Origin of the sequence: Flavobacterium sp. ABG (assembly GCF_001027725.1) — a bacterium.
GTDB classification, from domain to species: Bacteria; Bacteroidota; Bacteroidia; order Flavobacteriales; family Flavobacteriaceae; genus Flavobacterium; species Flavobacterium cupriresistens.
Genome location: NZ_LEKS01000006.1, coordinates 1 through 20,698, shown reverse-complemented (window position 1 = coordinate 20,698; position 20,698 = coordinate 1). Strand labels below are relative to the sequence as shown.

Annotated in this window: 12 protein-coding genes; 7 read left to right on the top strand and 5 right to left on the bottom strand. The window is 35.9% G+C overall.

Annotated features, from left to right (window positions below; translation table 11 throughout):
- The first annotated feature begins 7 nt into the window (after positions 1-7).
- The 3 genes from AB674_RS07720 (at position 8) to AB674_RS07710 (ending at position 2,986) form a co-directional block, all read left to right on the top strand.
- Positions 8-1,021, top strand: coding sequence for a dipeptide epimerase (locus tag AB674_RS07720; protein ID WP_047775408.1), 1,014 nt, complete (start codon positions 8-10; stop codon positions 1,019-1,021).
- 139 nt (positions 1,022-1,160) lie between these two features.
- Entirely contained in the window at positions 1,161-2,198 is a 1,038-nt protein-coding gene (locus AB674_RS07715; RefSeq protein ID WP_047775406.1) for an aminotransferase class I/II-fold pyridoxal phosphate-dependent enzyme, read from the top strand.
- A 323-nt stretch (positions 2,199-2,521) separates the two neighbouring features.
- Entirely contained in the window at positions 2,522-2,986 is a 465-nt protein-coding gene (locus tag AB674_RS07710; RefSeq protein ID WP_047775405.1) for a DUF1456 family protein, read from the top strand.
- A gap of 88 nt (positions 2,987-3,074) precedes the next feature.
- On the opposite strand, the gene AB674_RS07705 is transcribed toward AB674_RS07710, so the two are convergent.
- Positions 3,075-3,779: a LytR/AlgR family response regulator transcription factor gene (locus AB674_RS07705; RefSeq protein ID WP_047775402.1), complete on the bottom strand. Its 705-nt coding sequence runs from the start codon at positions 3,777-3,779 to the stop codon at positions 3,075-3,077.
- 2 nt (positions 3,780-3,781) lie between these two features.
- Positions 3,782-4,822 carry a sensor histidine kinase gene (locus AB674_RS07700; protein ID WP_047775401.1) on the bottom strand — a complete coding sequence of 347 codons (1,041 nt, stop codon included), beginning with the start codon at positions 4,820-4,822 and terminating at the stop codon, positions 3,782-3,784.
- Between the two features lie 220 nt (positions 4,823-5,042).
- Between AB674_RS07700 and AB674_RS07695 the strand changes: the two genes are divergently transcribed.
- Positions 5,043-5,843, top strand: coding sequence for a DUF5694 domain-containing protein (locus AB674_RS07695; RefSeq protein ID WP_047775400.1), 801 nt, complete (start codon positions 5,043-5,045; stop codon positions 5,841-5,843).
- 355 nt (positions 5,844-6,198) lie between these two features.
- On the opposite strand, the gene sucC is transcribed toward AB674_RS07695, so the two are convergent.
- Positions 6,199-7,395 (bottom strand): ADP-forming succinate--CoA ligase subunit beta, encoded by a 1,197-nt coding sequence (gene sucC, locus AB674_RS07690; RefSeq protein WP_047775398.1) that lies wholly within the window; start codon positions 7,393-7,395, stop codon positions 6,199-6,201.
- A gap of 414 nt (positions 7,396-7,809) precedes the next feature.
- Between sucC and gltB the strand changes: the two genes are divergently transcribed.
- Entirely contained in the window at positions 7,810-12,327 is a 4,518-nt protein-coding gene (gene gltB, locus AB674_RS07685) for a glutamate synthase large subunit (protein ID WP_047775397.1), read from the top strand.
- Positions 12,328-12,465: 138 nt separating this feature from the next.
- Positions 12,466-13,920, top strand: coding sequence for a glutamate synthase subunit beta (locus AB674_RS07680; RefSeq protein ID WP_047775752.1), 1,455 nt, complete (start codon positions 12,466-12,468; stop codon positions 13,918-13,920).
- Between the two features lie 121 nt (positions 13,921-14,041).
- Here AB674_RS07680 and AB674_RS07675 read toward each other — a convergent pair whose 3' ends face one another.
- Entirely contained in the window at positions 14,042-16,594 is a 2,553-nt protein-coding gene (locus AB674_RS07675) for a TonB-dependent receptor (RefSeq protein WP_047775396.1), read from the bottom strand.
- 274 nt (positions 16,595-16,868) lie between these two features.
- Entirely contained in the window at positions 16,869-19,001 is a 2,133-nt protein-coding gene (locus tag AB674_RS07670; RefSeq protein ID WP_047775394.1) for a TonB-dependent receptor, read from the bottom strand.
- A gap of 133 nt (positions 19,002-19,134) precedes the next feature.
- On the opposite strand from AB674_RS07670, the gene lysA reads away from it, so the two are divergent.
- Entirely contained in the window at positions 19,135-20,415 is a 1,281-nt protein-coding gene (lysA, locus tag AB674_RS07665) for a diaminopimelate decarboxylase (RefSeq protein ID WP_255663877.1), read from the top strand.
- The last annotated feature ends 283 nt before the right edge of the window (positions 20,416-20,698 follow it).

Below are 20,698 nucleotides of genomic sequence, written 5' to 3'. Positions count from 1 at the left end.
ACAGCATATGGAATTGATTTTAAGAGCATACGATCTAAAACTAAAACACACCTTTACCATCTCCAGAGAGTCAATTGATTTTCAGCCTTCGTTGATCGTTGAATTAAAAAGTGATGGTTTTTCGGGTTTTGGAGAAGCAACTTCGAATCCGTATTACAAAACGACAGTTCCTGTAATGATAGCGGATTTAGAAAAAATAAGAGCTGTTATCGAAGCCACAGAAAACGAAACTCCCGAAGTATTTTGGGCAAAAATATATCCTTATCTAAAACAGGATATGTTTGCTTTATGTGCTTTAGATTTGGCTTACACGGATTTGTACGCCCGTAAAAAAGACAAAAAACTGTATGACTTATGGGGGTATTCGATCGACAAAAACCCAATGACAGATTACACAATAGGGATTGCTTCTATCGAAAAAATGGTCGCCAAAATGCAAGAACTTCCATGGCCAATTTATAAAATTAAACTGGGAACTAAAGAAGATATTGCCATCGTAAAAGAACTTAGAAAACACACCGACGCCATTTTCAGAATCGATGCCAACTGCGATTGGGACGTCGACGAAACCATCAATAATTCGATCGAATTAAAAAAATTGGGGGTTGAATTTCTCGAACAACCCATAAAAGCCGATAATTGGGAGGGCCACCGAGAGATTTTCAAACACTCAGCCTTGCCCGTAATTGCAGATGAAAGCTGTATCCTTGAAGAAGATGTTGCAAAATGTCACCATCATTTTCACGGAGTAAATGTCAAATTGGTAAAATGCGGCGGACTAACTCCGGGGAAACGCATGATTGAAGAAGCCAAAAGACTAGGTCTAAAAACAATGGTAGGCTGTATGACCGAATCTACAGTGGGAATTTCGGCCATTGCTCATTTATTGCCGCAATTGGATTATGTTGATATGGATGGGGCATTGCTTTTAGCACAAGATATTGCCACTGGAGTAACCATAAAAGATGGTATTATCAGCTATTCTGAGCTCAATGGAACAGGTGTAAAGTTAATTCGTTGAACATACTAATTTAACACATAGTTTTTATTGATTTATAAAAAGGCGTTTCACTTGTTTGGAAGACACATAGCTGTATGTTCGAAAGAAGTATGTTTTTTTTACTAAATCGCTCAAGAAATCAACTAAAATATAAAGTTTAATGAAAGTCAATCAATTTCCGGATCGAATTATTGAGATAGACCAAGAATCGTATTTGTATTTTGGCGGAACAGCTTATCTGGGTTTATCTGTCCACAAGGCTTTTCAGGACTTGGTAATTAAAAACATTCTGAAATGGGGAACTACCTACGGAAGTTCCAGAAATGCAAACGTTAAACTCACCGCTTATGATAACGGTGAACTTTTTTTGGCAAAACATATTAAAGCTGAAGCTGCCGTAACAGTCTCTTCGGGAATGCTGGCCGGAAAAATTGTAATCGATGAATTGAATAAAGAAACGGATTGTTATTTTCATTTCCCGGATGCACACCCTGCAATTAAAGCCAATAACAGCCTTCCAGTTTTTATTGATGCTAAAATCAATCCGAGATTAGTAGATGCAACGCTGGAGCGCATTACGATTCTTACGGATGCAGTTCCTTCTTATCAAACAAAAGCGATTGATTTATCGATTTTAAAAGAAATTCCAAATCATAAAGCCATTACTTTGGTTGTCGACGAATCGCATTCTCTCGGCATTTTAGGTAAAAATGGCTCGGGAATTTACTCTGAAATACAACTTCCGATTAAACGCAAAATTTTGGTTTCTTCTTCAGGAAAGGCTTTTGGTTTGACGGGAGGAGTTATTGCGGGTGATTTAGCATTCATCAATCAAATAAAAAAACTGGACACGTTTATTTCAGCCGCCGGTATGAATCCTGCTTTTGTACAAACGCTGGCGGAAGCTGCTGGAATTTATCAAAGTCAGCATGAAAAACTTTTAGACAATCTGAGTTATATTGATTCCAAACTCTTTAAAAACGAAACGATAAAGTTTAATAAAACCTATCCTTTATTATACATCGAGATTGACCGGATAACGGAAATTCTTAAGGAAAATAAAATTATAATCGCCAATTTCAAATATCAGGAAAACGCTAAAGACATCAATCGCATTGTGATTACAGCGAATCATTTGAGATCAGATTTAGACCGGATAATTAATGTTCTAAACGAATACAACTCGGATTCAGAGTAAAAAGAGTTTAACACGAATTGCACTAATTATCACTAATTACGTTGCGCTTACAATTTAATTCGTGATAATTCGTGTAATTCGTGGCAAAAAAATAATAAGTCTAATTCAATAGCGCAGATCAAATAATTAACGTTTTAAACGACTATAATTTGGACTCAAAGTAAAAAGGGTTTGACACGAATTACACTAATTTTCATTAATTGCGTTACGATTAAAATATAATTCGTGGAAAATCGTGCAATTCTTGTCAAAAAATCATAAGCCCAATTCAATAAATTGCAATCTGATTGTTTTTAAAACGTACCTTTGTAAAAAATTAAACAATGACGAACAACGATATCCTAAAAAAACTTCGTGTAGCTTTAATGCTGCGTGATGACCAAATAGTTGAGATTTTAGAATTAGTAGATTTTAGAATTTCAAAATCAGAATTAGGTGCTTTTTTTAGAGCCGAAGATCATGAGAATTACATGGAATGTGGTGATCAGGTTTTGCGTAACTTCTTAAACGGATTGGTAATTCATTTAAGAGGAACGAAAGAAAATCCGAAAAATCCAAACGACGTTTTAGCGAAACATAAAGCTGAAATTCCAAAGAAAGAAAATACTAAAGACAGACCGGAATTTAAGGCTGCCCCGAAAGACAGTGAAAGAGCAAGAGGTGATCAAAAACCTTCAAAAACCGGAGCTGCTAAAAAGCCTTTCAAGAAAAACAATACCAAAACTACTCCTAAAGTACAGGTGGTAGAGAAAGTAATTTACAAAAACGGGAAGAATAAAAATTCTTAGATTTGTGAGCTGTGAAATGTGTTTCTTTTTGCGTTTTACAGATGATTTCAAAAAAAAAAAAATCCATTCGTTGACGAATGGATTTTTTTTATATTTTGTTTTCTTCTATTTTCTCAAAAAAGGCTTCTTTAAAAGTCGCTCCAATTGGCAATTCTTTACCATTCATGAAAACCGAAAAACTATCCGTAGATTCAATGTGTTTTAAAGCTACGACATAGGATTTATGGATTTGGATAAAGTCATTTCCTGGCAGTGATTCCACTACATTTTTTAGAGAAGAATGGGTAATAATCTGCTCCTTCGAAGTATGAATACAAACGTAATTCTGCAAACTTTCGACATATAAAATATCGTTCAGAAGTACTTTTTGGAACTTATTTTTTCCATCAGTTTTTACAAATATAAATTCTTTCTGATTATTTGGTACAATTTCTGTTTTAACCTCAGCATTGAGTTTTGAAACGGCTTGATAAAAACGTTCAAAAGCGATTGGTTTCAGTAAATAATCTACAGCATTTAATTCAAAACCTTCTAATGCAAAATCGGGATATGCGGTTGTAAAAATAACCTTCACCTCCTTGGAAATAATTTTGGAAAGCTGCAATCCAGTGAGTTGCGGCATTTGAATATCCAGAAAAACAACATCTACTTTATTGGAATTCAGAAATTCTAATGCTTTTAAAGAGTCATTAAAAATTCCTGCTTCCTCCAAAAAAGAAACTTTCTCCACATAATTTTTAAGAATTCGTGTTGCAGGTGGTTCGTCATCAACAATTATACACTTAAAAGCCATAACTATTTTTTTAAAGGGATTTTCAGATACACTTTAAAGGTATCATTATTTACTGTTTTTTCGAGTATAAATTTGTCTTTATAAGCATATTCTAACCGTTTCATCAGATTATCAAATCCAATTCCTGTCGAATAATAATTTTCTCCTTCAATGCTATAATTAAAGGTTTCAATTTCTAAAAAATCTTCTTTTATTGCAATCGAAATTATTGCGCTTTTTTCAGGATCATTTAATTTCCCATGCTTGAAAACATTTTCAATAAAATGAATTAACACAGATGGTAAAATCTTCTCAATTGTATATTCACCGTTGACAGAGAATTTCAAATACAACTGATCTTCAAATCTTTTTTGCTGCAAATGAATGTAGTTTTTAATGAACTGCACTTCTTTTGAAAGCAAAACTTCTTCTTTATCCGTCTCTGTGATAACATAACGAAGCAAATCCGACAACACCAAAACATCTGAAGCCATTTCGTCATCTTTTCCGATTAACTGGCTGTAAAATGAATTTAGTGTATTAAACAAAAAATGCGGACTAATTTGGGATTTCAGTATTTGAAATTCGGCTTTTTTATTTTCCAAAAGTAATTCTTGGTTTTGTTTCTGTGTCTCCTGAAACTGCCAGAACAAATAACTAAAAAAACTTAAAATCACTGCCGGTGAACCAAAGAAAAAATTGTCTCTGATGTAAAACCCTACTTCTCTTGATTCTTCTACATAATTATGAATCCCGGTAATTTCAAAAATAATTATTTCCTGAAACACATACCGAACTCCTGCAAAAAGAAGCAAGGAAACCGGAATAGTCAACAAATAAAAAACGAATCTTTTTTTGTTTAAAAACCAAGGGCAAAAAGCATAGAAATTTAGAATATAAATAGCAAAAATCGCCAACAACTGACTGAATGAGAATAAGAAAAGTATCTTATCGAATATAAAAGTTTCGTCTTTCTTGCCGACACCAATACCCCAGAGGTAAAAAGTAACAAACAAACCCAAAAACAAAACAATATGATAATAGAAAGGGACTTTTAGTTTCATAACAACTTTTTAATAGCTCCAAAAATACAATTATACCTTTTAACGAAGCTATTATTTATATGGAACTGCCACTTCTAATGACGAACCTCTAAAAACGTTATATGACTTTTTTGTGACCTCAATTCGACTAGTTGGTAATTCAGAAGAACGTGTTCATCAAAAATTAAAAAACAAGCTGTACTTCCCGCCTACTTTTGCATAGAATTTAAACCAAACCATCATGCAAAAAATCATTTTATTAGCCATTTTTCTTTCATTGAATCTTATTACGGCTCAACCAAAAAAGAAACAAATCTTATTAATCGGAACCTTTCATTTTGAAAACCCGGGTCTTGATGTAGCAAAAATCAAGACATTTGATGTAATGAGCGAAAAAAGCCAAAAGGAATTGGAAAACATCACCAATAAAATTAAAGAATTTGGTCCGGATAAAATTTTCGTCGAATGGGGCTACCAAAAACAGGACAAACTGGATAAATTCTATGCTCTAAACACGGACAGTTTACTTCATAAAAAAGCGGATGAAAGAGTACAACTAGCCTTAAGAGCAGCTAAAAAACTAGGTCATAAAAAATTATTTGCCATTGATTATAATCAAACTCGTTTTCCTTACGATAGTTTAACCAAAGGTATGAAAGAAGCCAATCAACTAGATTTATTAAAAAGCAATGACGAGGACATGAAACTTTTCGAGCAATCGCAAAACGAAAAAATGAAAAAATATAATCTAACGGAACTTTTAATAGACTATAACTCAAACCAATCAAACAAAGAAAATGTGGAATGGTATCTTGGCACCGCAAACAGGGCTGGGAAAAACGATAATTTCGTAGGTGCTTTTTTGGTTTCTGAATGGTATAAAAGAAATCTTTATATGTATTCCTTAATTCAAAAACTAACAGAAAGTAAAGATGATAAAATAATGGTCTTACTTGGAGCGGGACATACTGCTATGATTCGCGAGTTTATAAAATACGACCCTAATTTTGAAATTGTAGAACTGGCTACGATTCTGAAATAACAGACAGCGGGGGCTTTTAACCGCAAAGTGCGCAAGGATTTTATTTTTATTTTGAACGCAAGGTTCGCAAGGCTATATCAATCATCATGGCTTTGTGGGCTTTGCGTTTTTATCGTAGAGATGCACTGCTGTGCATCTCTACATTACATATATAACATAAAAAAAACCATTCGCAGAACGAATGGTTTTCCTGTTTTTATCGATATTGTTGCCGTGGAGATGCACTGCTGTGCATCTCAACATTACATATATAACATAAAAAAACCATTCGCAGAACGAATGGTTTTTCTATTTTTATCGATATTGTTGCCGTGGAGATGCACTGCTGTGCATCTCTACAACGCACGATATTGTATTATTTAGATAATGCAGCTTTAACTTGGTCAGCAGCTTCTTGGAATTGAACAGCTGATAAGATTGGCATACCTGAATTGTCAATTAATTCTTTTGCAATTTCAGCATTTGTTCCTTGCAAACGAACGATAATTGGCACATTGATAGCATCACCCATATTTTTGTAAGCGTCAACAACTCCTTGCGCCACACGGTCACAACGAACGATTCCACCAAAAATATTGATCAAAATTGCTTTTACGTTTGGATCTTTTAAGATAATACGGAAAGCAGTTTCAACACGTTTTGCATCTGCAGTTCCACCAACGTCTAAGAAGTTAGCAGGCTCAAATCCAGCGTATTTAATTAAATCCATAGTTGCCATTGCAAGACCAGCTCCGTTTACCATACATCCAACTGTACCGTCAAGATCTACGTAATTTAAACCTACTTCTTTAGCTTCTACTTCAATTGGATTCTCCTCACGGATATCACGCATTTCAGCATATTTAGGTTGTCTGTATAAAGCATTATCATCGATATTTACTTTAGCATCAACAGCCATAATTTTGTTGTCAGATGTTTTTAAAACCGGGTTGATTTCAAACATAGAAGCATCAGAACCAATGTAAGCATTGTATAAAGCATCAATGAATTTAATCATTTCTTTAAAAGCATTTCCAGAAAGACCTAAATTAAAGGCAATTCTTCTTGCTTGAAAACCTTGTAATCCAACATTAGGATCAACTTCTTCAGTAAAGATTAAGTGAGGTGTGTGCTCAGCAACTTCTTCAATATCCATTCCACCTTCAGTAGAATACATAATCATGTTACGACCTGTAGCTCTATTTAATAAAACAGAAACATAAAATTCAGACGTTTCACTTTCACCAGGATAGTATACATCTTCTGCTACTAAAATTTTGTTTACTTTTTTACCTTCAGCAGAAGTTTGAGGTGTAATCAATTGCATTCCGATAATTTGTTCTGCAATCTCTTCAACTTGTTGTAAGTTCTTAGCTAGTTTCACTCCACCACCTTTTCCACGGCCACCTGCGTGAATTTGCGCTTTAATCACGTGCCATCCTGTACCAGTTTCGGCAGTTAATTGTTTTGCAGCAGCTACAGCTTCAACTGCATTGTTAGCCACAATTCCGCGTTGAATGCGTACTCCGTAACTCGCTAAAATTTCTTTTCCTTGATATTCGTGTATGTTCATAATATAGAATTTGTCTGGTTCTGAATTTATTTCAGAATAAAAGTGCGACAAAAATAGCAAAATTCAACTGAATAGTAAAATCTTTTTCAATTAAAAATGTCTCAAATTTATATTAAGGAGTTATTCCTTTTTAAAGCAAATTAATCGTTAAACAATTGCTTATAAATTGTGAAGAGAAAAATACTATATCGTTTGAGTTTTAACAAAAATACCAACGGTATCAATAGCTTAGCGACGATTTTTCTTAAAATATCTTAAAGCCGATTATGATTTTGATAATTCGCAATGCTTTAAATAATAATATTGACATTTTAGAACCCTTTTTCTAATATTACAACAAAAATGTAAGTCAAACAACTAATTCAATGAATTATATTTAACGAAATCTTTATTTTTGTAGAAAAAATATCAAGAATGAGAGTTAAAGAACAAGGGCTTTATTTGCCTGAATTTGAACACGACAATTGTGGTGCAGGATTTATTTGTAATTTGAATGGTATTAAATCTAATGACATCATTCACAAAGCATTGGATATCTTAATAAAATTAGAACACCGTGGTGCCGTTAGTTCTGATGGAAGAACCGGAGACGGAGCCGGAATTTTATTTGACATCCCACATGATTTTTTTAAGAAAGTATGTGATTTTGAAATCCCTGAAACACGTGAGTATGCAGTAGGAATGGTTTTTTTGCCAAAAAGTAAAAACCAGGTTTCTTTTTGCATGAATGCGTTCGAAGCAACTATTAAAGATCAAAATTTAAAGATCTTAGGTTGGAGAGATGTACCCGTTGACGTTGAAAATTTAGGGCAGATTGCCGCAGAAAAAGAACCAACCGTTAAACAGGTTTTTGTTAGCAAAAACAATCAGGATTTAACGGAACAAGAATTTAATGCAAAACTTTTTGCAGCTAGAAAAATTGCCGAACATGCGATAAGAGGCTCTAAAACCTCCGAAAGTCATATGTTTTATTTTACTAGCCTATCGACCACTACTATAATATATAAAGGTCTCTTGATGCCGGAAGACATCAGCCGCTATTATATTGACTTGAAAGATCCCGACTTGGTGACACGTTTAGCGTTAGTACACCAACGTTTCTCTACCAATACTTTTCCTTCCTGGGATTTGGCACAACCCTTCAGATACATGTGTCATAACGGGGAGATCAATACCCTTCGCGGAAATGTGAGCAGAATGCGCGCCCGTGAAGAACTAATGGAAAGCAAAATTTTTGGTGATGATATCAAAAAATTATTCCCGATTATCTTAGAAGGAAAATCAGATTCTGCTTCGATGGATATGGTTGTTGAACTTTTATTAATGACCGGTCGTTCCTTACCAGAAGCCATGATGATGGTCGTTCCTGAAGCTTGGGAAAAACACCAGTCCATGTCGGAGGAAAAGAAAGCTTTCTACGAATACAACGCTTGTATCATGGAACCTTGGGACGGTCCAGCTTCTATTCCGTTTACTGATGGAAATGTAATTGGAGCATTACTGGACAGAAATGGTTTGCGTCCTTCCCGTTATACTTTGACAAAAAGTGGTTTCGTAATCATGTCATCAGAAATTGGTGTTCTTGATATCGAGGCGGAAGACGTAATTCAGCACGGTCGTTTAGAACCGGGGAAAATGTTCCTGGTTGACATGAATGAAGGTCGTATCATTGAAGATGAAGAGATCAAAAAAGCCATCGTAACCAAACGTCCTTACAAAGAATGGGTTGAGGCTAACTTGCTTCCTTTGTCTAAAGTTCCTTATACCAACAACCCTACTCCGGTTGAGAAATTGGATTTCCAGACCAGACAACGTTTGTTTGGTTATACGATCGAGGATTTAAAAACAATTATCAACCCAATGGGATCAGATGGCGCTGAAGCGATCAGTTCTATGGGTAACGATACTCCTCTGGCCGTTTTATCAGATCAGCCACAATTATTATACAACTATTTCAAACAATTGTTTGCTCAGGTTACCAACCCACCTTTGGATGGTATTCGTGAGGAGATTATTACCGACATTAGTTTAGCCATTGGTGGTGATTTTAATATTTTTGATATTGAAGCAAAACAATGCAAAAAATTAAAAATCCAAAATCCTGTTATCTCTAACGAGGATTTAGATAAAATTAAAAATATAGATCACGAAGATTTCAAATCGTCGACTATTTCTACCTTATATAAGATCGAAAAAGGAGTTAACGGTTTAGAGCGTGCTTTAGAAAAATGCGTTCAGGCTACTTACAAAGCGGTTTCTGAAGGCCATAACATCATCATTCTTTCTGACAGAGGTGTTAGCGAGCAATTAGCTCCGATCCCGATGCTATTGGCTTGCTCTTACATTCACCATTCTTTAAACATTTTGAAAGTTCGTTCTAAATTCGGAATCATAATCGAATCTGCAGAACCACGCGAACCGCATCATTTTGCTTTATTGTTTGGATATGGAGCCAGTGCAATCAATCCGTACATGGTGAATGAGATTATTCACGATCAGGTAAACCAAGGTTTTATTACCAAAGTCAAAGCTGATTATGCGATTATCAACTATAACAAAGCGATTGCAAAAGGGATTTTAAAAATCATGAATAAAATTGGAATCTCTACTTTACATTCGTACAGAGCGGCTCAGATTTTTGAGATTTTAGGTTTAAATAAAACATTCTCTACGAAATATTTCCCTTACACTCCTTCCAGAATTGAAGGAATTGGTCTGATGGAAATTGAAAAAGAAGTAAAGAAAAGATTCCAGAAAGCATTTCCAAATTCAAAAATCGCCAACTTATTGCCTTTAGAAATTGGAGGTATTTACAGATGGAGAAGATCGGGAGAGAAACACATGTTCAATCCGACTACGATTTCTAAATTACAACAAGCCGTTCGTTTGAACAGTCCGGAAAGCTATAAAGAATACTCCGATATGGTCAACGAGCAAAGTGAAAACTTAATGACCATCAGAGGTTTATTCGAATTCAATAATTTAGATCCGATTTCTATTGATGAAGTAGAACCTTGGACTGAAATTGTAAAAAAATTCAAAACCGGAGCAATGTCTTACGGATCGATCAGTAGAGAAGCGCATGAAAACTTAGCTATTGCAATGAACCGAATTGGCGGAAAAAGTAATTCTGGAGAAGGTGGAGAAGATCCAAAACGTTTCCAAAAAGAAATCAACGGTGATTCCAGAAACAGTGCGATCAAACAAGTCGCTTCAGGAAGATTTGGTGTTTCGATCAATTATTTGACCAACGCTAAAGAAATCCAAATTAAAATGGCTCAGGGTGCTAAACCTGGTGAGGGTGGACAGTTACCAGGAGAAAAAGTAGTGCCTTGGATTGCAGAAACCAGAAACTCTACCCCTTATGTAGGTCTGATTTCGCCACCGCCGCACCACGATATTTATTCTATTGAAGATTTATCGCAATTGATTTATGACTTAAAAAATGCCAATCGTGAAGCTCGTATCAACGTAAAACTAGTTTCTGAAGTGGGTGTTGGAACCATCGCTGCCGGTGTAGCCAAAGCCAAAGCAGATGTTATTTTAATCTCAGGTTACGACGGAGGAACAGGTGCAGCACCATTGACTTCTTTACAACATACCGGTATTCCGTGGGAACTTGGTTTGGCCGAAGCACAACAGACTTTAATCTTAAATGACTTAAGAAGCCGTGTGGTTTTAGAGTGTGACGGACAGTTAAAAACAGGTCGTGACGTAGCTATTGCAGCATTATTGGGTGCCGAAGAGTTTGGTTTTGCTACTGCTCCATTAGTAGCCTCAGGTTGTATCATGATGAGAGCTTGTCACTTAAATACTTGTCCGGTTGGTATTGCCACTCAGGATCCAGAATTGAGAAAAAATTTCAAAGGAACTCCGGAGCACGTAATCAACTTCATGTATTTTATTGCTGAAGAGTTAAGAGAAATCATGGCACAATTAGGTTTCAGAACCTTAAAAGAAATGGTAGGGCAGTCGCAAAAATTAAATGTCAATAAAGCGATCAAACACTACAAAGCAAATGGTTTAGATTTATCGTCCATTTTATACAAACCGGAAAAAGCCAAAACGGTTCCAAATCACAATACGACAGAACAAGATCACAACCTTGAAAACGTATTGGATTTCGAAATCATCAAAGAGGCAATTCCGTCTATTTACAGAAAAGAAAAAACAAGAGTTACCTTTAAAATTAAAAATACAGACCGTTCTGTAGGTGCCATTTTGAGTAATGAAATCTCAAAAATATATGGCGCACAAGGTTTACCCGATGACACTATTTTAGTTGATTTTGAAGGTTCTGCCGGACAAAGTTTTGGTGCATTTGCAACAAACGGATTGTCATTTAAAATTCACGGAAACTGTAATGATTATTTAGGAAAAGGACTTTCGGGAGGAAAATTAATTATCAAAGTACCTCCTACTGCGACTTTCAAACCTGAAGAAAACATCATTATTGGTAACGTTGCCCTTTATGGCGCTATTACCGGAGAGGCTTACATCAATGGTATGGCCGGAGAGCGTTTTTGTGTGAGAAATTCCGGAGCAACTGCGGTTGTAGAAGGAATTGGAGATCACGGATGCGAGTATATGACGGGTGGTACAGTCGTAGTTTTAGGAAAAACAGGCCGAAACTTCGCAGCAGGTATGAGCGGCGGTGTGGCTTATGTTTACGATCCAAAGCAGCAATTTGATTCGAAATCCTGCAACATGGAAATGGTCGCTTTTGACCCAATCGAAACTGCCGATATCACAAAACTAAGACGACTGATTAAAAACCATTCTTTGTACACCAACAGTCCATTAGCCAAAAGAATTTTAGCAGATTGGGAGAATCAACAAAACCACTTCGTAAAAGTAATGCCAACTGATTACAAAAAAGCATTACAAAGAATTGCAGAAGAAAAGAAAATAGAAGAATTAATAGCAGATTAGATGATTTTAGAATTCAGATTTTAGATTATTTCAAATTTGACCACACCGCTTTGCTAGTCTTGCGGTTAAAAAGTTTGGAATTTGGAATTTAAAAAATTGGAATTTGGAATTCAAAAATTGGAATTTAAAGAAAAAGTCATGGGTAAAATAGGCGGATTTAAAGAATATAGAAGAGCCGACGAAAGTAATATTGAAGTTATAGAACGTGTTAGCAACTATAATGAATTTACGATTCCGTTAGCAAAAGAGCAAATAAAAGAACAAGGTTCGAGATGTATGGATTGTGGTATTCCTTTTTGCCACAGCGCCTGTCCGTTAGGAAATTTAATTCCTGATTTTAACGACATGGTGCATCAGGAAGAATGGCAAAGTGCCTTAGATATTTTACAATCGACTAATAACTTTCCAGAGTTTACAGGTCGTTTATGCCCTGCTCCGTGTGAGAAATCATGTGTATTGGGAATCATAAAAGAGCCTGTTGCAATTGAAAATATTGAAAAAAACATCATCGAAAGAGGTTTCGCAGAAGGCTGGATCAAACCACAGACTCCTAAAAAAAGAACCGGAAAAACGGTAGCCGTTATTGGTTCGGGTCCTGCAGGTTTGGCAGCAGCACAACAATTAAACAGAGCCGGACATACGGTAACTGTTTTTGAAAGAGACAACGCTATTGGAGGTTTATTACGTTACGGGATTCCGAATTTTAAATTAGAAAAAGGAATCATCGACAGACGTGTAGCGATCCTTGAAGCAGAAGGAATCACTTTTAAAACCAATGTCAATGTTGGCGTAAACTTTAGCGTAGACGAACTAAATGCTTTTGATTCTATCGTTTTGTGCGGCGGAGCAACCGAAAGAAGAAGTTTGCCTACTAAAGGAATCGAAAGTAAAGGCGTTGTTCAGGCAATGGATTTCCTGACGCAGCAAACCAAAGTATTGTTCGGAGAATCAATTCCGGATCAGGTAATGGCAACTGGTAAAGATGTTATTGTGATTGGTGGTGGAGATACCGGTTCAGATTGTATTGGAACTTCTAACCGACACGGTGCCAAATCGGTTACCAATTTCGAAATTTTACCAAAACCACCCGTTGGAAGAAGCGAAACAACTCCTTGGCCTTTCTGGCCGTTGCAATTAAAAACTTCCTCTTCTCACGAAGAAGGCTGTAACAGAAACTGGTTAATCAACACCAAAGAATTCTTAGCAAACGAAAAAGGAGAATTGGTTGGATTAAAAACAGTCGAAGTACAATGGAAAATGACGCCGGGACAAAGACCTGAATTAATCGAAAAAGAAGGTTCAGAAAAAATCTGGCCTTGCGATTTGGCTTTATTGGCCTTAGGTTTTACAGGCCCAGAGAAAACATTAAGTGAACAATTAGGCCTTGAAATTGACATGAGAAGCAATTATAAAGCTAAAAATTATCAAACCAATGTTCCTCATATTTTCACTGCCGGAGATATGCGTCGCGGACAATCTTTAATTGTTTGGGCTATTTCTGAAGGTCGTGAAGCAGCAAGAGAGGTAGATTTATTCCTAATGGGTTCTACTAATTTACCAACCAAAGGAAATGGTGATTTACCAAGTTTATAAATGATAAACAAATCTTTTTTATAAAACGAAACCCCCTTTTTTCAAAATTAAAAAAGGGGGTTTGTTATTTAATATCGGAAATTGATCCTAAAAAAATGCTATTTCTAAGCTGTGACGCTTCTTAGAACTTAACTTCCATACCTAAACGGATTGTTCTTCCGGGTACCGGCATTGTGATAACTGTACCTACATCATAAGTATAACGGTCAGTTACATTGCCTATGTTCAAATTCATAATAAAATTATCATTAAAACGATACATTCCATACACATCCAAAATATAATCTGCCGGAATGGTCGTAGCAACAGAAGAAGCACCTGTCCCTTCTAACCAGTCTTTAGGATTTTCTTTCAAACTGTGCCATCTTAATCTACTTCCAACGGTTAGTTTTTTATCCTCTGTACTTCCTCCAATTTCAGCCATAAAAGATTGTTTTGGCGGGATTCTTGCCGGTAAAAGACTCCAGGCAAAACCAAGTGAATTGGTTGGATTTGTTCCATCCTGAGCACCCAAAATATTAGAAGTTACTACCGCATCTCTATACAAAATAGCAGAAGCATTTAAAAAGAATTGACGGGAAATATACCCCATTGCCAATTCCAATCCTTTTAATTTAAAACGATCATAATTTAAAAATATAAAATCATAATCCGGCATCATGGTTGCCGCTGAAATATATCCTCTTGTATTATTCTGAAAAACAGTGGCACCAAAATTAAAGTGATCATCCTCCAAAAGCAGGTTGTCAAAATTACTTTCAAACCCTAGCTCAATAGTGGTTGTTCCTTCAGCTCTTAAAGGGTATTTTTCATTATAACTAAAAGTCTGAATTGATTCTGTCGATTCATACAAACTTGGGTTACGGTACGTATTAGACGCTTTTGCGAATAGGTTAAGTTGTTGGATTGGTGTATAAATCACTTTTCCGCCAATGTTCAATTTGGCATCGTATTTCAAGTCTCTATCGGCATTGTAATCGGATACTTTTGTTTCATGCACTCTCATATTGGCCTGAAACAAAAACTTATTTACTACTAAGTCTCCCGCTACAAATGCGCTGTATTCCTCTCTCTTACCATTACGCGAAGATCCCGTTCTGCCCTCAGGCACATCTTTTGGAACTATTTTTTCTATCTGTGTATTGATACCGTATTGCAGCGTAAGTGGAATTCCGGAAAACTTGGTTTGATTTGAAATCAATGCCCCTTTTCTATCATTTGTAAAACGATGTAAATACTGATCTCCATTGCCCGCACCCGGCGTTTGAATTAAACCGTTGCGTTGAAAAAAATTAGCCTCATTAGCAAATACCGAAACATTTAAATGAACCAAATCATTAGGGTTAAAGGTGTAATTTACGGTATAGTTATTCAATTCAGCAGTACCCAATGCCCATTGCGGCACACTTTCTACATCATCCGGAAGATCCTTAAAATTTTTGTCATTGTTGTTTTTATACCAATAAGCCGCTAATACTTCACCTGCTTTTTGTTTGTGGTAACGGTAATTAAACTCCACACGGTGGTGTGGTGCAATATTCCAGCCTAATTTCGCTAGGGCGGACTGACTTTGGTAACTGGTATTTACTACCTCTTCTCCGGGTTGTATTACCGGTTTTTTATATTTATCACTATTTTCAGGGTCAAAAGTATCATAGTAAACAGGATCGTAACCATATCGGTCAGCACCGTTTTCTCCTGCAAAATAATTCCCTTGTGTATGCACATTATAAGCAACAAGTGCGTCAAATTTTTTGTCCTTGAAAGCTATTGCAGCTGTAGCACTTCCGTTATTAATTCGGTCACGTTTAGAATTGTCCTGCAAAATATAATATACCTGATCATCCTCATCCTTTGGAATAGTAGGAAGCTGGCTGTTATTAAAAATATTCCCTTTTATATATACTCCAAACTTCTTATTGCCCGATACTACATCTTCAGCGTCGATTGTTTCCATTTCAACAAATCCGCCGGTAGCACCAATGGCGTTAGGATTAGTACTTGAGCCTTTGTCTACTTTGATTTTTTTAACCAAATCCATATCGATATACGTTCTGTCGCTAGACCCCATATACCCTCTGAAGGTCTGTGCAGATTGTAAACTTCCATCTACCATAATAGGCACTCGGCCGTCTCCTTGCAAACCACGGATACCAATATCCAAAGCACCGGCTTCGTTTCGTATGTTGTTTACGGAAATACCCGGAATACCGTTCAAAACATCTCCATTGGCAGTACCTCTGTTTCTATTGATTTCGTTTTTCCCTATTTCTATACTCCCTGATGTTTTTTTTGATCCTGTAACAACGACTTCTTTCAATTTTTTCGCTTCTACACTCAATTGCAGATCTAACGTTGTGGTTTCGTTTTTCTTAATTTGAAATTTGTGTGTAACGATTTTATAGTTCAACATCGAAACATGTAAAGTATACTCCCCTTCTTCTAAATTTTCAAACTGATAAAAACCATCTCCATCCGTAATACGATGTTTCTTTAACTCATTAATATAGACCGAAACTGAGCCCGCTGGTGCTCCGTCGCTTGTTGTTATGTGACCGCTTAGTGTGCCTTTATCTTTTTCATTTCCTCCTTCATTTTCATTCTCTGCCGCCGAGGCGATCATAAATGAAGTCATGAAGCAGGCTCCAATTATTGTTTTTAGCAATTTTTTCATTCTTTAGTTTTAGTTGTGTTTAATTTGTATTCGTAATTATAGGGTATTATAAATTTTACAGACCTTAGTTTTTATGCTATGAATCTCAATCTGTATTTGTCTTTATTTTCTTAAAAAAATCCTGTTATTTTTTCAAAAAAGACAGTAAGAAACTACCCCGGAACTGAGCTCCGAGGTAGTAAGTCTAAAAAGTTGTTTATTGTATTGGTAAAATCTCAGGTTTTCAAACTGCCCTGATTCAAAACAGTATTTTGAAGATTAAACCTGAAAGAAATTAAAAGTTGTATTGAACTTGTACGGTAGCACGTCTTCCCGGGGCGTTAACAAAGTCTTTGTCTCTCGCTTGCCACCATGCCATATTTGGAGAATAATCTTTATTGAATAAATTCTCAACCCCTAATCCTAATTTTAATGCTTTGCCAATAAGATAAGAACTGCTTAAATTAAAAACAGTATATTTTTTTACAGGCCCTTCGTTAACACTATACAAATTTGTTGTTGGGTTAGGATCAAATCGGTTTCTTTCAAAATTATGCAGACTGCTTAATTCTACATCTAATTTTTTTGTTGGACGTACTTGAATATAAGTTGTAAGTTTTGGAGCCATTATACGAGAACCGTTAATGTACTTTTCGTATGTTCCGTTATTATCATTATCCACTTTACCTTCTAGCCAAGCGAAAGCTCCTCCGAAACTTAAAACCTCCAATGGTTTCAAATTTATGACTGCCTCATATCCCCAAATATTCTCCGGAGCACGCTGCATCGCAAAAGAACCATTTGGCAATTGAACAGAGGTCGCTCCCAGTTTTGAAGTACTCCAAAAACTCGTCAGCTCATAGTTGATCCATTTTTTAATAGTTCCCGCCACACCCATTTCGTAATTATTTACGATGATCGGATCAGTTGGTAATTTTGAAATAACACTTTCTGTAGAAGTTCTCAAAATACGCCCTACTTCATTGATCGAAAAAGACTGAGAGTAACTGGTAAAGACATTTACCTCCGGCATAATATTATATCGTAAACCAATATTGCTCACAAAAGCATTATATTCTAAATCACCCCCTTGTACAAAAATACTATTGTTGTAGGTATTGTTTTTAGCATTAAGTACTGGTAGTGTATAAAAATCATCTGCTTTAACTTTGATGTTTTCGTATCGCGCTCCCGCTTTCAAAGTAAACTTTTCCCAGGCATCAAATTTAATTAAGACGAATGGTGCCGTATTTTGCATTTTCATTTGTGGAGTCCAGAAACGCCCATCTTCTAATTTTTGAACAGTCTCATCCTGAAGAATATCTACTCCATAAATCAAATCTGCTTTATAAGTATCATTTGAAAAAAGACGGGAATCAAAATTCATCCTAAGTCCTAATTTCTTTGAAGCCACATTGGACTGTCCGCCATTTAAAAACTGATCTCTGTCATACCCGTAGACCGTTCTGAAATCCTGTGAGTAGATGTTTACATTTAATGCTGTATTATTCCAAATCTCTGAATTGGTATAAGAAAGTCTAAAATTATGATTTCTCGGCGTTCCCTCCGGAGTTCCTAATCTCCTTTCAGACTCAACTCCAATAGTAGGAATCTCGCCCCACTTACCAATCTTAACATCCTGATCTAAAAAAGACCTTGAAGCATAACCAATATACGAAAACTCAAATCTTTGTTTGTCGGTTAATTGATAGCCAATTTTTAATAATCCATTATAGGTGTTTAAATTAGATAAACTGTAAAAAGGAGAAGTATTTACCGAATTGGCATCTTTTATTACTCCTGTTCTTTCTTTAGTAAACCCGACAACATAATCAAATCGCTCTATCTTTCCTGTAAAAGAAAGCGATGCTCTGTATCCAAATGATTCTGCAAACGTTTTGGGTTGTGATATAAGACCTAATTGTGCAGAACCTGAAAATGGCCTTTCCTTATGGTTTTTCTTTGTAATATAATTGATAATCCCTCCATCGGCTCCATTACCGTAAATGGATGTTGCTCCTTTAATTACTTCGACTCTTTCAACAGAAAAAGGATCAATGACCTGTAAATCTCTTCCTCCGTTTCGCAGTGGCGTAGATTGAGGCACTCCGTCAATCATAACCAAAAAAGGTCTTCCTCTTAAAGTCTGCCCGTAGTTTGAAGTTTGATTTCCGGCAGTAGCTAAACTTGGAACCGTATATTGTAGAATATTACTAATATTTGAATTAATTATAGTCTGGCTTTGAATTTTCTTCTCTCCTACTATAGTAATCGAAGAAACAACTTCTTTTATGCTCTCTTTTTTCCGGCTTGCCGTTACAATAATATCATCTAAATTATTTGTCGCTAAACTGTCTTTCGTCTTTTCTTGAGCAAATCCTATTGAAACTATAAGGTTCAATAGGCAAAATGTAGTAATTTTTTTCATAAATAATGATTAAAATGCAATTTTTGGGCAAATATAATCTTTATTTATTCTAAATAAGAAGTATTTATATCGAAAAGTTACATTTTATTCAATTGTTGGTTTTATAACAAATTGTTATGATTTGTTATTTTTCATTTTAAAATTTGTCAATCCCCAAAAGAGTAATAAGTTTGCCAAAAATAGTTTACAAATGCAAGCAAAAGATCTACTGCAGTTAGCAGACCAATTTGGAAGTCCATTATACGTTTATGATGCCGAGAAGATTCAGTCTCAGTACAATCGATTAACTAAAGCTTTCTCTAAGGTAGAAAACTTAAGAGTTAATTATGCTATGAAAGCATTGTCTAACGTTGCCATTCTCCAGTTATTAAAAAACATGGGATCTGGCTTGGATACCGTATCCATTCAAGAGGTTTTATTAGGGCTTCATGCCGGTTATGACCCTGAAAAAATCTTTTTTACACCAAACGGAGTTTCTTTGGAAGAAATCGAAGAAGTTGCCGCAATGGGTGTACAAATCAATATCGACAATTTATCTATTCTGGAGCAATTCGGAACAAAACATCCTCATATACCAGTATGTATTCGTATCAATCCACACGTAATGGCGGGAGGAAATGCTAATATTTCTGTAGGACACATTGATAGTAAATTCGGAATTTCTGTACATCAGATACCCCATATATTGCGAATTGTTGAAAACACAAAAATGCACATTGTAGGTATTCACATGCACACCGGTTCTGATATTTTAGATATCGAAGTATTCTTGTATGCTGCCGAAATTTTGTTCGATACTGCAAAACACTTCAAAGAATTAGAGTTCTTAGACTTCGGAAGCGGTTTCAAAGTACCTTACAAAAAAGATGATATCGAAACAGACATCGAAGAATTGGGTAAAAAATTATCCAAAAGATTCAACACTTTCTGTGCTGAATATGGCAAAGATTTAACCTTGATTTTCGAACCTGGTAAATTCTTAGTGAGTGAAGCCGGATTCTTCCTGGCCAAAGTTAACGTAGTAAAACAAACAACGTCAACCGTTTTCGCCGGAATCGATAGTGGTTTCAATCACTTAATTCGTCCAATGTTTTATGGTTCTTCACATCATATTGAGAACATCTCCAACACAAAAGGGAAAGAACGTTTCTACTCTGTAGTAGGATACATTTGCGAGACCGATACTTTTGCAAACAACCGCAGAATCCACGAAATTACCGAAGGTGATATTCTTGCTTTCAGAAACGCAGGAGCGTATTGTTTCTCAATGGCTTCCAACTACAACTCCAGATACAAACCTGCTGAGGTATTGTGGATGAACGGTCAGGGAATCTTAATCCGTGAGCGCGAAACCTTCGAAGATTTGCTTAAAAATCAAATTTCGTTACCACAAGAAGCCGCGGTAACGGCTTAAAATAAAAAAATATCATGCTAAAAATCCCGTTTCTTAATTGAGACGGGATTTTTTATTGTAGATTTTAGAGTTCAGATTTTAGATTTACAACCGTCTGTCAGGCTGAGCGAAGTCGAAGCCCTCCACGTCAATTCGTGCAATTCGTTTCGAAAATCTCTTTACATATAAGCACGCAGATTAAGCAGATTAAACAGATTTTCACTGATCTTTTCTTCTACCCTCTTTTGTCAGGCTGAGCGAAGTCGAAGCCCCATTTTTGTGTCCTTTCGACGAAGGAGAAATC